At 63.4% G+C, this 14,377-nt stretch carries 11 protein-coding genes; 5 read left to right on the forward strand and 6 right to left on the reverse strand.

What is annotated here, in order from left to right:
* Nucleotides 1-8: 8 nt before the first annotated feature.
* The 3 genes from JQ591_RS23715 to JQ591_RS23725 form a co-directional block, all read right to left on the reverse strand.
* Nucleotides 9-2,846, reverse strand: a complete 2,838-nt coding sequence (locus tag JQ591_RS23715) for a hypothetical protein (RefSeq protein WP_211398387.1) — start codon at nt 2,844-2,846, stop codon at nt 9-11.
* A 112-nt stretch (nt 2,847-2,958) separates the two neighbouring features.
* A complete protein-coding gene (locus JQ591_RS23720) occupies nt 2,959-3,666 on the reverse strand; it encodes a class I SAM-dependent methyltransferase (RefSeq protein ID WP_211398388.1) in 708 nt (235 codons plus the stop codon).
* A complete protein-coding gene (locus tag JQ591_RS23725) occupies nt 3,663-4,727 on the reverse strand; it encodes a glycosyltransferase family 2 protein (RefSeq protein WP_211398389.1) in 1,065 nt (354 codons plus the stop codon). The genes JQ591_RS23720 and JQ591_RS23725 overlap by 4 nt, the downstream gene beginning before the upstream one ends.
* 262 nt (nt 4,728-4,989) lie before the next feature.
* Here JQ591_RS23725 and JQ591_RS23730 point away from each other — a divergent pair, with 262 nt between their 5' ends.
* Genes JQ591_RS23730 through JQ591_RS23745 form a run of 4 tightly spaced genes read left to right on the forward strand, consistent with a single transcriptional unit; the run spans nt 4,990 to nt 9,444 of the window.
* The gene (locus JQ591_RS23730) at nt 4,990-6,255 is read left to right on the forward strand and encodes a class I SAM-dependent methyltransferase (protein WP_211398390.1); all 1,266 of its coding nucleotides are present in this window, start codon (nt 4,990-4,992) and stop codon (nt 6,253-6,255) included.
* 55 nt (nt 6,256-6,310) lie between these two features.
* The gene (gene rfbF / locus JQ591_RS23735) at nt 6,311-7,084 is read left to right on the forward strand and encodes a glucose-1-phosphate cytidylyltransferase (protein ID WP_211398391.1); all 774 of its coding nucleotides are present in this window, start codon (nt 6,311-6,313) and stop codon (nt 7,082-7,084) included.
* Nucleotides 7,066-8,163: a CDP-glucose 4,6-dehydratase gene (gene rfbG, locus JQ591_RS23740; protein WP_349630399.1), complete on the forward strand. Its 1,098-nt coding sequence runs from the start codon at nt 7,066-7,068 to the stop codon at nt 8,161-8,163. Before rfbF ends, rfbG begins: the two co-directional genes overlap by 19 nt.
* 48 nt (nt 8,164-8,211) lie before the next feature.
* Nucleotides 8,212-9,444, forward strand: a complete 1,233-nt coding sequence (locus tag JQ591_RS23745; RefSeq protein WP_211398392.1) for a Gfo/Idh/MocA family protein — start codon at nt 8,212-8,214, stop codon at nt 9,442-9,444.
* A 96-nt stretch (nt 9,445-9,540) separates the two neighbouring features.
* Here the strand turns inward: JQ591_RS23745 and JQ591_RS23750 are convergent, their stop codons facing one another.
* Entirely contained in the window at nt 9,541-10,764 is a 1,224-nt protein-coding gene (locus JQ591_RS23750) for a phenylacetate--CoA ligase family protein (protein ID WP_211398393.1), read from the reverse strand.
* 86 nt (nt 10,765-10,850) lie between these two features.
* Between JQ591_RS23750 and JQ591_RS23755 the strand changes: the two genes are divergently transcribed.
* A complete protein-coding gene (locus JQ591_RS23755) occupies nt 10,851-12,002 on the forward strand; it encodes an AGE family epimerase/isomerase (protein WP_211398394.1) in 1,152 nt (383 codons plus the stop codon).
* A gap of 64 nt (nt 12,003-12,066) precedes the next feature.
* On the opposite strand, the gene JQ591_RS23760 is transcribed toward JQ591_RS23755, so the two are convergent.
* Together JQ591_RS23760 and JQ591_RS23765 are read right to left on the reverse strand one after the other, a co-directional pair.
* Nucleotides 12,067-12,909, reverse strand: a complete 843-nt coding sequence (locus tag JQ591_RS23760) for an ABC transporter ATP-binding protein (protein WP_211398395.1) — start codon at nt 12,907-12,909, stop codon at nt 12,067-12,069.
* 161 nt (nt 12,910-13,070) lie between these two features.
* On the reverse strand, nt 13,071-14,354 hold the full coding sequence (locus JQ591_RS23765; protein ID WP_211398396.1) for an ABC transporter substrate-binding protein: 1,284 nt from the start codon (nt 14,352-14,354) through the stop codon (nt 13,071-13,073).
* Between the last annotated feature and the right edge of the window lie 23 nt (nt 14,355-14,377).

Raw genomic sequence — 14,377 nt, forward strand, 5'->3', positions numbered from 1 at the left:
CGCGGACTTTAGCCCCCGCTTCTCACGACAATTCTGACCATTCCGGTGTTCCTTGCACAGAGCTCCGCCGCGCGGGATGCCGGGATCGGCGAGGCCTGCTCATCGGAGAGATCGCCGGAATTTGCAACACGTGCGACACCTGCGACATGGCTTGCCTCGACGAGCAACCAATTGCATGTCGAGGCGGGAATGCTGTTCAGGTCGATCACGAACTGGTCAGCGGCTTTCGCTATCGAAAGCGGCCCCCAGAACGAGAAGACATACTGCTTGCGCCGCATGGAATCTGGAACACGGATTCCTCCGCGCTCCAGGCCAAGTGCGTCGACAGGCCCATCGGAAACCGGACCCTTCGCGTCACGCATCTGCCCGATCAGTTCGGCGAGCGCCGTCATCTCGCCATGCGCCGCCATAACGGAGCCGTCGTCGGGACGATCCGCGCAAGCTTCACCGGGCGGACGCTCGCCATGTCGCCAAAAGCGATAGCCACTCACATCTGTGCCGCCAGGTTCGAGGTAACAGAGGCGGCCCTCTGCCCGCAAACGACTGAGGATTCCGCTCTCGATTATGCCGAGGCCCGAAGGGGCGCGCCGCAACAGCACGAGATCGCCCGTCGCGGGTTTGACGGGTGCAGCGAGGATCCGCTCAGCCAGCGCGGGGACCAATTCGTCGGAGAAGGTGAAAGATCGCGGCCACGTATGCCACTTCCGCGCATACATGAGTGCGATGTCGCTGAGCATCTGATTTCCGCCGGAACTTGCACCCAATAGTACGGTGATCTTTGCCCCGGCACCGGAAAAGCGTTCGATAAGGTTGCGCGCTTCGGTGACCATCCTACGGTCGTAGTCGGTCAGCGCCCAGACATTGGTGCCGGGCGGCAGTGCCAGTTCCTGGCGCGTCGCGTCCGCTATACCGCGCCCAAGTGCGGAGGGCGTGCAGCGGCCCATGTCGCGGCACTCCTGGACCAGCAGCGAATAGGGCGAATCGATGCGAAACACATAGAGGCAGGAGAACATTGAGGCCCAGAACACCGTCGCAGCGGCGACGGCCGCCAACCTGGCCGCCACACGATCCCCACCAAGCGCGCGGCCTGCCAGCCAGAGCGCGGTGGGCACGAACAAGAGGGCGAACGGCAAAAGTGCGATGACGACGGTGAAATCGACCGACCGGCCGGCGAAATAGGAGCCCGTAATGGCCGTGAGTATCGCCGCAGGTAGCGCGTGGCTCAACCAGGCATCGCTCGTGGCCTGCAACGAGCCGCGCTTGTTGTCGATCACCAGCAGCCAACAGCCGGCGACCGCGATCGCGACCGCGGCCAGGATCGGGATCCAGCCCCAGAAAATCGCATCGAAGGGCACGGACCAGAACTGCGCAACCGGATTATAGCTCGACAGAAAGCTGAGATAGATATTGAATGCGGGCCACTTGCCCGCCGCGAATAGAGTGCCGATCGAGAGCGCAGCAAGCCCCGTAATCATAGGCAGGGCTGCGATGACAAGGTCTTTCGCCAGCCTGACGTAGGTGCGGTCGCGGAAATTGCGCAGGGTGAGCGAACCGGCATAAAGAGCAAGCGCTCCGATGAAGGCCTCGATGCTCCACACGCCGGAAAGAAATCCGGCCAGGAACACGAGTGGCGAATGCCTGGCACCGCCTCGCGCGCCGAGTCCGACGGCCATGAGCAGGATAGGAAGATAACGGGCTCCCAGCACCGAAGGCGCAGTGTTCACGTTGCCTTGGCCGCTGCCCCACCCGGACAGCCAAAACAGGATGAACACCAGCCCAAACCAGACCGCGCTCATCCGCGTCCGGCTGGACTGCCACAGCGCGAAGATGAAGAGGGCGTAGAATATCAGGTTGCAGAGCTGGATGGCGATGTTGGCGACGGCGAAGGATGGTGGCCCAAACTGGAACGCAAGGTAGGCAACGAGGACGGGACCTGGTCCGTACTGAGAGAAGGTGTCGACCATCAGCGTGCCGCCATGCATGAGATGCAAGGCAGGACCAACCACAGTCATGTAGTGAAACGGATCGCTCGCGAGCGAGAAGTCGAAACTCAGGACGGAGCTGGCAAGGAGGGCGACGGCCAGTGCGGCCCGCTGAGCGGAAGGGAGTCGGGCAGAACGGCTCGCAGTAAGCCGCCGTTCGAAGATCAGAAGGCATGCGCCGACCGCCACGAGGAGGCCTGCGCCCAATGCCGCGAGCAACAGGCTCGACCGATCCGGAAATCCTCCGGGCAGGCTTGGAAAGAGGAAGCTGAAGACCGGGTTGAAATGGCGATTTCCCGGCTCGATCTTGAACAGAGCGATCAGAGCGGCTGCAAAGGCGAACACAAGCGCAATCGTTTGCGTCGACCTTGAACTCCATCGCGCAATGACCGCGCCAGCTCGATCAAGGAATCCCTCTCCTCGGCACGCGGAGCGCAGCCAGGCGATCAGCACGACATACCCGACAGCCGAGACCTCGGCCACGTGCAGCGCTGCCCTACGCCAGAGTTCCACGCCTCCCTTGCTGGCCCAGGCCGCGAGGGCGACGAGGGCAAGGCTCACCAGCGCCGCGACCGAGCACCACACGTTCGCGGCTTCCAGCAGACGCCCCGCCCTGGGTGAACGACGGTCGAGCCAATCCTGCAGCGTCACCGTACATACCGGCAGGAACAAAATGCCCGAGACGAAGATCAGCATGGTTCGCAGCCGGGGTTCGATGCCCAACTGCTTGGCAAGCGCGATTTCGAACAGAAGGCCGAGCAACGTCAGAGCTGCGCTCGACAGCAGCGGCGCCACGTCGTCGAGCCAGGCGCCCGATCGTTGCCGCATCGCCTCGTAGCGATGCTCATGCATGGCTGATGTCATGAAATCGTCCCGAAAGCCTCAGACGGGCAAGGCGAGACGGTGACGGACCGCGCACCTTGCCGCGACTTTGGGCGACGTGGGCTGCTGCTGCTCCGCGCTCGGCTGATGTGCGTCACGAGGGCACATGAGCGGCCATGCAATATTGCGCGCCGAGCGGTAGCCAGCCCAAGCTAGCATCCAGCTTGTGAAAGAAGGGTGTGTCAAACGGTGTGAAGATGATGAATTGCTGCTTCGGATCGACCATGCCGGCGGCGCGAAACAGCTTGGCGAGCCGACCAGAGCGGAGCAACACGGCGTTCTGGTCGAACGGGCAGCTCCTGACGATCTTCTGCGTGAGCGGATTGAGCGGATTGTGCTCGATGATGACGACGAGGCCTCCCGGCCGGACCACGCGAGCCGCTTCGATGAGAAAGGACTCCCAATCGTCGGGCGGAACGTGATGCATGACGGCTATCGCGTAGGCGATGTCGAAGCTGCGATCATGGTAGGGAAGCCGCGTGCCTTCATAGACATCGTAGTGGACGTCCGGGTTGGTAGCTTTTGCTTCTTCAATGACCGTACCGGCGACGTCGATTCCGGTCAGCTTGATGCCGGATTGCGCAGGCCCCAGGTGTGGATGAATCAAGCCCTGTCCGCAGCCGATATCCAGGACATCGAGCGGTCGCAATGAAACATCGTTCTGCGAGCGGAATTTGGAGAATGTATCCAGCAGGTAGCGCGCCTTCGCGCGCGTGAAGAAATCCTGAGGCTGGCCACTGAAGGCGATCGCGCTGTCGATCTGCGTGCTGTAGCCGTCGCGATATCGGTCGAATTCCGTCATGATGGTTGCTCCGTCCCGGTTCGGCGGGAGAGCTCGACCGGTGCTCTTCGGACGCCCGCCGCCGCCGGCGCTTGTAGTGCAAGGCGTTCCAGGGACCCATCCGGCAGATTGACGCTGAACTCGATGACCGTCGTCGGTCGAGAGCGTACCTGATTGTAGATGCGTCCCACATACTCGCCGATGATGCCGAGAAAGATGGCATTGAGACTGATCCCGAACAGCAGCAGCACCGTTGTCGTCGCAAAGCCCGCCGGCCAGTTGATGCCGAAGAATAGCCGCGAGAAGATGTAGAAAAAACTCGCGAGGCAGGTCAGCACCGAGATTCCCAGCCCAATGAAGGCGGCGAGGCGAAGCGGAAAGATCGAGTGCGTGATCAATCCGTCCACCGCCAGCGATATCAGCTTTCCGAGCGGAAATTTGCTGACGCCGGCCTGCCGCGCCTGTCGGTCGTAGGCTACGCCGATCTGCTTGGTCGCGAGCAGCGACGTCAGACCGCGCGTATAAGGCGCGACGTCGTTGATCAGATGAAGCTGATCCAGCACGCTGCGGTCGATCAGCCTGAAATCGCCGCTGTCGAGCATCAAATTGTCGTCGGACAGGCGCTTGAGCAGCCGGTAGTAGACCCGTCGAGCCCACTGCAACAACTTGCTTTCCTGCCGAAAGCGCCTGATACCCACAACCACGTCGTGACCCTGCTCCCACAGCTCCAGAAATTTGGGGAATACCGTCGGTGGATCCTGGAGGTCGCAGTCGATCTGGATGGCGGCGTCTCCGGAGGCCAGACGATAGGCCGTGAGGACGGACCTCTGGAATCCAAAATTTCGGGCAAAACGCACCGCGCGAACGCGCGGATCGGCTGCCGCCAGTTCGGAGACAATGGCCCTCGAATTGTCGGTGCTGTGGTTGTCCGTGAAGATGATTTCGAACGTATAGCGATCGTTCATTTGTTCGAAGACCTGGCGAACGGCGTCGTAGGCCCTGCGGATGTTGTCTTCCTCATTGAAGACAGGAATCAAAATGGAGATGAGCTTGCGTTCTGTGTCGGCAGGCTTTCCGCGCATTTCGTTTGTTGTCCTGTCCGTGTGTATCGGTATTGGCCGAGGGGTGATGTCAGCTGAAAAATGCTAGTACCAGATGCGGCGCATCGCGCAAAGCCGCTCGGACCTCTCGCGGGCAAATTACGTAGTATTCCGAAGGGCATATGCTTGATTAATGGGGGGCTTTCCAGTAAGGCTCGCCCGGCGCGCTCGATGTCGCGCCGCCGCTCGGGTGGATCGCCTCCCGGAAATGTGCAGTATCTCGTTGTTGCAATTAAGGTTCCGAATGTCCAACGCCTCATATCATGACATCCCAACCGGGAAGCTGACGCGCTGTCAGGTCTGCGGCTCCGAGCGGCTCGAGCTTGTCATCGACCTTGGGCACCAACCGCTGTGCGACTCGCTGCCGTCGAAGGCACAGCTCGACGGTCCCGAAACGAGCTACCCGCTTCGTCAGGTGTGGTGCCGCGATTGCTCGCTGTCGCAGATCGACTACGTCGTTCCGCCGGAAGTCGTATTCCACCCCGAATATCCGTACCGCTCCGGCATCACCAAGGAGCTCGCGGTCTATCAGGACGCGTTCGTGCAGGATGCGGTTGCAGACCTCGGGCTCAAGCCGGACGAACTCGTTGTCGACATCGGGTCCAACGACGGCACGCTGCTCGCAGGATTCAAGCGGCGTGGCATGCGCGTTCTCGGCATCGAGCCGACCAACATCGGGCGCATCGCGCAAGAGCAGGGCATCGACACGCTGCAGGCCTTCTTCGACGAGGAGACTGCCCGCAAGGTCGTGGAGACGCACGGCCATGCCAAGGTCGCCACCGCCACAAACGTCTTCGCGCATGTGGCCCAGCTCGGTGGTTTCATCCGCGGCCTGGAGCGCCTGCTTGCGCCCGACGGCGTCTTCATCCTCGAAAACCATTATCTGCTCGACGTCATCGAGGGCGGGCAGTTCGATACGATCTACCACGAGCACCTTCGCACCTATTCGCTGAAGTCGATCGTCAAGCTGTTCGAGTTCTTCGACTTCACCTGTGTCGACGCGCAGCGCGTCAGCCGTTACGGCGGCAATATCCGCGTGTACGTGGCGAAGGGCAGGGGGCGTCCGGTCAAGCCCGCGGTCGCTCAACTTCTGAAGGCTGAGGATGATTTCGGTCTCTCGAACCCCGAATGCTACGCGGCTTTCCGTGCACGCGCCGAAAAGGTCAAGCGCGACCTCCTCGAGCTCGCCCTTGACTGCAACAAGAAGGGCCTGAGCTTCGTCGGCAATTCGTGCCCTGGCCGTTGCAGCACGCTGCTGAACTATGTCGGCATCGATCGCACGCTGATGCCGTATATCTGCGAGCAACCCACCTCGCTCAAGCTCGGCTTGCATTTGCCCGGAAAGCAGATTCCGATCGTCGACAACGAGCGCCTGATCCGCGAACAGCCGGACTACGTGGTACTGCTCGCCTGGCACTATGGTCAGCCGATTGCCGAACAATTGCGGGCAAGAGGACTGAAGTCGAAACTGGTCATGCCGTTGCCCGAAGTCCGCATACTTCCGGATTGAGCGTGGGCCGGACGTCAAGCCGGCGCGCCGGGTCGCCCTCGGTAGGAATGGTGTCATGAAAGCGATGATTCTGGCGGGAGGCCTCGGCAGTCGCCTCAGCGAGGAAACCTCCGTCCGACCGAAACCGATGGTCGAGATCGGCGGTCATCCGATCCTCTGGCACATCATGAAGATCTACTCGTCGTTCGGCATCAACGACTTCGTGATATGCCTGGGGTACAAGGGCTACCTGATCAAGGAATATTTCTCACACTACCTGCTGCACACGTCCGACGTCACGATCGATCTCAAGAACAACCAGATCGACTTTCACGCCAGCCGGTCGGAGCCGTGGCGCGTGACGCTGGTCGACACCGGCGCCGAGACCGAGACGGGCGGCCGCATCAAGAGGGCGCTCCCCTTTGTGCAAGACGACGATGCGTTCTGCCTGACCTATGGCGATGGCGTCGCCGATATCGACATCGCGAAGCTGATCTCGTTTCATCGCTCGCACGGCAAGCTTGCGACCGTTACCGGCGTGCGTCCACCAGGCAGGTTCGGCAGTCTCGAACTCGAGGACAGCGTCGTGAAGGGTTTCAACGAAAAGCCCCTGGGCGACGGCGGATGGATCAATGGCGGGTTCTTCGTGCTCAATCCTCGCATCGCCCAGCTGATTGCCGGTGACTCCACGACCTGGGAGCGGCAGCCGCTCGAGCAGCTGGCCCAAAGTGGCGAGCTGCGTGTGTTTCGCCACGAAGGGTTCTGGCGATCGATGGACACTCTGCGAGAACGCAATTTGCTCGAGGCGCTCTGGAAGGAGAAAAACCCGCCGTGGCGTATGTGGACGTGAACCCGGAGTTCTGGCGTGGCCGGCGCGTTCTGGTGACAGGACACACCGGTTTCAAGGGCGCTTGGCTCAGCCTGTGGCTATCTGCCATGAACGCCCGCGTTTTCGGTTTCTCGCTGGCTCCACCGACGACGCCGTCCTTGTTCGACCGGGCAGACGTCGCGGCCGTCGTCGATGACACGCGCGGCGATATCAGGGATATCGGGGCATTGTCGCATGCGTTGGCGACCAGCAGGCCTGAAGTGGTGTTTCACCTCGCCGCGCAATCCGTCCTACGCGAATCCTATGTCGATCCGATCGGCACTGTCTCGACCAACGTGATGGGCACGGTGAACCTGCTCGAGGCGGTGCGTCAGTTCAATCTCAAGGCAAAGGTGGAGGGGACGGGTGACGGCGTCCGTTCGTTCGTCATCGTCACCAGCGACAAGTGCTATGAAAATCGCGAGTGGGTGTGGGGTTATCGCGAGAATGAGGCGATGGGAGGCCACGATCCCTATAGCACGAGCAAGGGATGCGCCGAGCTGCTGCTGACGTCGTATAATCGCAGCTTCGCGGAGCCGCCGGCGGCTTCGGGGCGTGCGGGCAATGTTATTGGCGGTGGCGATTGGGCGAAGGATCGCATCGTGCCGGACGCGATCCGCGCCTTTTCGATGCAACGCGCATTGGAGGTGCGGCGCCCGCGAGCCATTCGCCCCTGGCAGCACGTGCTTGAGCCTCTTGCCGGATATCTGCTCCTGGCCGAGGCTTCGTTCAGGCAAGGCGCCGCCGTGGCGGAAGGCTGGAACTTCGGCCCAGGGCCGGAAAGCGAACAGCCGGTGGCGCGCCTCGCCGACACGCTGGCCGCGATTTGGGGCAATGGCGCGCAATGGCAGCATGTGGGCAGCGATGACTTGCACGAGGCGACCTTCTTGAAGCTGGATTCCTCGAAGGCGCGAACACTGCTTGGCTGGCGGCCCCGGCTCGGATTTGACGACGCGTTGAAAATGACAGTCGATTGGTACAGGGCCGATTTGGAGCGGTCGGCTTCCTCAATGCGTGATTTCACGCTCGGTCAGATCCGAGACTATTGCCACGCGACCTGACCGGACGTTTCCGACGGCTCACTCCGTGTGGAGGTGAGGAAAGTTTCAATGAGCGGGCTCACGGTGGCTTTGGTCGGTGGCGGACGATGGGGGCGTACGCACGCTTCCATCTTGGCACAGCTTTCCGACCGTGTGGGTTGTGTGCTGTGGGTGTCGCGCCACAACGGCGAAGCCCTCAATGCGTTTCTCGCTGAGCGAGCAGGAGCGCCTCATCGGTTCACGCCGCTCGCAAGCCTTGACGCTGCGCTGGCTCTGCGTCCCGACGCCGCCATCGTTGCGACACCTGCGGCCGATCACGCCGGGACTGCCGAGAGCCTGCTGCGCAGGGATGTGCCAACCCTGGTCGAGAAGCCGCTTGCGCTGAGCGTCGACAGTGCAAAGCGTCTGGTCGATCTGGCGGCTGAACGCAACATCCCGCTCCTTGTCGGCCTGCATCTGCTCAGTGCGCCGTTCTTGCGTCATTTCCTGGATTTGTGCGCGGGGCGTGCAGTCGCTGCCATCGAATTGGACTGGCTGGATGCTGAGCAGGAGACCCGGCACGGCATGGTCAAATTGTCCAATCTCACGACGCATAAGGTCGACGAGATCATTCCTCATCTTTGGTCGATGCTGCATCTGATCGACGACAGCGCCGAGCCGCAACTGCGCGAGGTGAAGGCGTTGGCGCGAGGCGCGGTCGAGGTGGAGCTGGGCTTGGGGCGATCGCTTGCCGTGCTTCGGTTCGGACGGAGGGCCGTGGCGCGTAAGCGATTGATCCGCCTCGAACTATGCGATGGCGGCAAGGCCGAGCTTGATTTCACCATCGAGCCCGGCCGGATCTTCATCGATGGCGTTGAGTTGCCAGGCTTGGATGTCGGCGGCAAGCTCGGCCCGCTTGCGACGGAGCTGGCCGGCTTTTTGGACGTCGTCCGCGCGGGTCGGGACTTCTCGTCGTCGCCCCAGCTGGCGTCCCGCTGCATCGGTGCCGTCGAGCTTGCTGAAGCGGTGCGGACCCGCTTGATTGCAGAAGAGGCGAAGGCAGTGTCAGCCCGTCTCGCGCGCGGGGACACGATGGAGGATCCCGATGTCCTGGCCTGGATCATCGACAATGTTGCCCCGCTCCTGGATATTCATGAACCGCGTACCAGCGACCTGAGACGGGAGCTTGCAGACGTTATCGTTGGTGCGGTCGAAGCTGTCGACCTGACGGCTCACGTCCACGACGACGGGCTGCGCCCCCTGATCGCAACGATACGGCAATCGGACTTCTTCGCACATCTGACGCTGAGCCGGTTGGCTTGAGCTGCATGGCTTGCATAAGGTTAGGGCCGGGGCTGCGGTTTCTTTACAGCGGCGCAGGGCCAACAGGCTGAGGGCTCCGGCCATTTGATGTCGCGGTCATCGCTCGTCCGCGATCACCTTGCCGTCGTTCGGCAGCGCGCCGGGCCCCACCAGTTCAACGTCGCCTCCGAGTTTCGTCACTGCGCGCAAGGTGCCTGCGATCTCCTCGCGCAACGCATCGTTCGCGGCCGCCGTCTCCGCTTTCAGCGTCATTGCATCCGCCTCGCCCTGGCGCGTGACGACGAGGCGTAGTCTTCCGAGGGCGGAATGGCGCTTGCCGATCTCGGCGACCTGCTCGGGGCGGACGAACATGCCCTTGACCTTGGTGGTCTGGTCGGCGCGGCCCATCCAGCCCTTGATGCGCATGTTGGTACGCCCACAGGGGCTGGTGCCCGGCAGTGCCGCGGTGAGGTCGCCGAGAGCGAGCCGGATCCAGGGATGGTGCGGGTCGAGCGAGGTCACGACGATCTCGCCGACGTCGCCGGACGCCACGGGATCGCCGGTACCGGGCTTGACGATCTCCATGATCAGATCCTCGTTCACGACCATGCCATCGCGCGCCGCGGTCTCGAAGGCGATGAGGCCGAGATCGGCGGTGCCGAAGGCCTGGTAGGCGTCGATGCCGCGCCCCTTGATCTCCGCCTGGAGCGAGGGCGGGAAGGCCGCGCCCGAGACCAGCGCGCGCTTGATCGAGGAGACGTCGCGGCCCGAGCTTGCGGCAGCATCGAGCAATATCTTCAGGAAGTCCGGCGTGCCGCTGTAGCCGACGGGACGGTAGGCCTCGATCAGCTCGAATTGCTGCTCGGTATTCCCTGGACCTGCGGGAATCACGGCGCAGCCGAGCGCGCGCGCCGACGCATCGAAGATGAAGCCGCCGGGGGTGAGGTGGTAGCTGAAGGTGTTGAGTACGATGTCATCAGGCCGGAACCCGGCTGCGAAGAGCGCCCGTGCGCCGCGCCAGGGGTCGGCCTGTCGCCCCTCCGGCTCGAAAATCGGCCCTGGGGAGGTGAAGAGGCGGGCGAACGAACCGGGCGCCGCCGCGACGAACCCCCCGAAGGGCGTGGAGGCCTTGTGCAGGGCCGGCAGTTCCGACTTGCGCAGCACCGGCAGGCCCGCCAGGGCCGCCCTGGAGGTCACGGCGGCCGGATCGACGCCGTTCAGCCGATCGGCATAGGCGGGCGCGGTCATCGCACAGCGCAGCACGCCTGGCAGGCGGGAGAACAGATCGGCCTCGCGCGCGGCTTGTTCGCGCGTCTCAAGGGCGTCGTAATGGGCGGTCATGGCTGATCTTTCCGGGTTGGCATCCGTTGCGCGCCGCCGCCGGCATGGGTATCAGACGGCCATTGGCGAGGTTTGAAGAGGACGCGATGGCGGACGAGGGAATCAGTGCGGCGGACGAGGCGGCGGACGTCGTCGCGCGCCTGAAGCGCCGCATGATCGACGAGGCGCTGCCGCTGTGGTCGACGGTCGGCTGGGACCATGGCGCGGGTGGTTTCGTCGATCGGCTGCACCGCGACGGCGCGGCGGACGTGACCGCGCCGCGGCGCGTGTTCGTGCAGGCCCGCCAGATATGGTGCTACGCTAAGGCCGCGCAGATGGGCTGGTACCCTGAGGGGCGCGCCATCGCGCTCAAGGGGCTGGAGCATCTGCTCGCCAAGGCAAGGGCGCCCGACGGCCGGCCCGGCTATGTGCACCGGCTGACGCCGGAGGGCGCGGTGCTGGACGGCCGGCGCGATGCCTACGACCACGCCTTCATCCTGTTTGCGCTCGCGACAGTCTATGCGCTCGACCAGGACGCTCAGGTTCGCGCCGAGATCGACGCGCTGCTCGCCTTCCTCGACGGCCATCTGCGCTCGCCGCACGGCGGCGTCCACGAAGGCCTTCCGGTCTCGCTGCCGCGCCGGCAGAACCCGCACATGCATCTGTTCGAGGCGATGATCGCGTGCTTCGACGCGACCCACGATTTGTCGTTCCAGAACCGTGCCGGCGAGTTCTTCGCGCTGTTCCTCGCCAATCTCTACGACAAGCAGACGCGCGCGCTCGGCGAATATTTCGAAGAGGACTGGTCGAAGATCGCGCCGGTCAGCGTCGAGCCCGGCCACCAGGCGGAATGGGTCTGGCTGCTGAAGGGGTTCGAACGCATCACGGGCTGCCCGACCGGACAGCGGCGTGCCGAGTTGCTGGAAACCGCGCTGCGCTATCGCGACGAGGCCACCGGCTGCCTGATCGACGAGGGTGACGATGCCGGCAACATCCGCCGCAGCACGCGCCGGCTGTGGCCGCAGACCGAGATTGCGAAGGCGTGGATCGCGCAGGCCGAATCCGGCGAGGCGGGCGCGGCGGACGAGGCGCGCATGGCGCTCGCGCGGCTCGAGCGCCATTATCTTAGCCATCCCGTGCGGGGCGGCTGGTACGACCAGTTCGAGCGCGACGGCAAATCGCTGATCGACACCATTCCTGCGTCGTCGTTCTATCATGTTCTCTGCGCAGTCACGGAAGCGGAGCAGGTGCTCGAGTAAGAGTCTGTTGTTTTGACGCGTTTTCTTCACGCGAACCGGTCCCACTTCGCTCGAAAACGCTATGTCAAAGCCAGCGCTTGCGCCGCTTGAAGCTCTTGAGGTTCTTGAAGCTCTTGCGCTGATCGCCGGCGCCGCCGAGGTAGAATTCCTTGACGTCCTCGTTGTCGCGCAATTCGTCCGCGGTGCCGTCGAGCACGACCTTGCCCTGCTCCATGATGTAGCCGTGGCTTGCCACCGACAGCGCGGCGCGGGCGTTCTGCTCGACCAGGAGAATGGTGACGCCGAGGTCACGGTTGATCTTCTGGATGATCGAGAACACCTCTTTCACCAGCAGCGGCGACAGGCCCATCGAGGGCTCGTCCATCAGGATCATCTTCGGGCGCGCCATCAACGCGCGGCCGATCGCGAGCATCTGCTGCTCGCCGCCGGAGAGATAGCCGGCAAGCCCGGTGCGCTCCTTCAGGCGCGGGAAATAGTTGAAGACCATGTCGATATCGGCGCCGACCTCGCGGTCCCTGCGGGTGAAGGCGCCGAGCTTGAGGTTTTCGAGCGAAGTCATGTCGGAGACGATGCGCCGGCCCTCCATCACCTGGAAGATGCCGCGGCGGACGATCTTGTCGGGATCGATGCCGTTGATGCGCTCGCCCTCGAACAGGATCTCGCCGCGCGTGACTTCGCCGTCCTCGGTCTTGAGCAGCCCCGAGATCGCCTTCAGCGTCGTCGACTTGCCGGCGCCGTTGGCGCCCAGCAGCGCCACGATCGCGCCCTTGGGCACGTCGAGGCTGAGGCCGCGCAGCACCAGGATCACGTCGTCATAGACGACCTCGATGTTGCGTACGCCGAGGAGAGGCGGCGCGGGTACGATGCTGGGCGAGGGACGAGCATCTGCTTCGTGAATTTCGGTCATGCCTCATTACTCCGCTGTCGTCGCCCGGCTTGACCGGGCGACCCAGTATTCCAGAGACGCCTGAGACTCACGGAGAGGCCGCGGCGTACTGGATCCCCCGCTCCAGTGCGCGCTGCGCACAAGGCGGGGGATGACATTTGTGCGTGAGGTGAGCGCTAAGCTCACCACCCAAGCAATTCCGGCTTGCGCGGCAGCTCGACGGTCTTGACCTTCTCGACCTTGATGGTGCCCTTGGCCATGAGGTCGTTGAGATCGCCGTCGGTCGCGCCCGCAATCTTGGTGCGGTAGAGGTCGACCTTCAGCGTGCCGCGGTGGTCCTTGTCGGTCCAGGTCGAAGGATTGCAGACGCCTTCCATGCCGGCCGGCACCCAATCCTTCTTCTGGTAAAAGCCCTTCACGACGTTCTCACCGGTGGCGCCGCCGTTCTTGGCGGCCCAGTCGAGCGCTTCCCTCATGTAGAGAGCTGAGCAGACGGCGGCGATGTAGTGCACCGGGCGATAGACCTTGCCGGTGGGATCGGACATCTTCGAGATCTCCATCACCGTCTTCATGCCGGGCGCATCGCCGCCCCAACTCACAGCGGTGCGCAGCGGAAAGATCACGCCATCGGCGGCATCGCCCGCGGTCTTGGCGGCGTTCTCGTCCATGCCCCAGACATTGCCCATGAACTGGATGTCGACGCCGGCGGTCTTGCAGGCCTTCATCACCGAGATGTTGGACGCGGCGGTGTTGCCGAGATAAGCGTAGTTGGCGCCGGAGGATTTCAGGCTCAGGCACTGCGCGCTGTAGTCACCCGGCGCGAGCGCGAACACCAGCGGCGGCAGCACCTCGAAGCCGAGCTCCTGCGCCATGGCTTCGCCGGCGGCCTTCGGCGCGTTCGGATAGGGGTGGTTGGCGCCCATGTGGACGAATTTCGGCTTGCCGGATTTGCCCTTGGCCTTCCAGTCTTCGGCTGCCCACATCAGCATCGCGCGCAGCGAGTCCGAATAGCTCGGACCGTAGAAGAAATTATAGGGCGCTGGCTTGGCCTTGCCGCTGACGCCTTCGGGATCGGTGAGGGCGGCGGCGTAGGAGCCGGACATATCGGGGATCTTGTCCTGGGCGAGGAAGCCGGTCAGCGCCTCGGTGTCGGCGGTGCCCCAGCCCATGATCGCCGCGACCTTCGAGTCCGGCGCCGACCACTTCTTGTAGAGCGCGATCGCGCGCGGCACCTGGTAGCCGTAGTCGTTGGTGTCGACATTGATCTGCTTGCCGCCGACGCCGCCGTTCTTGTTGACCCAGGCGAAAGTGTCGGCGACGGCCTGGCCATAGGGCGTGCCGACGTCGGACGTGCCGCCGGAATAGTCTGCGAGATGCCCGATCGCGATCTGCGCCTGCGCGCTGGCCGAGAATGCGGCGATCGCCAGCGTCAGCGATGCGGTGCTCAAAAAGGATTTTGTCTTCATTGGTTGCCTCCTCCTGTTTATTT

Source organism: Bradyrhizobium canariense (assembly GCF_018130465.1).
GTDB classification, from domain to species: Bacteria; Pseudomonadota; Alphaproteobacteria; order Rhizobiales; family Xanthobacteraceae; genus Bradyrhizobium; species Bradyrhizobium canariense_C.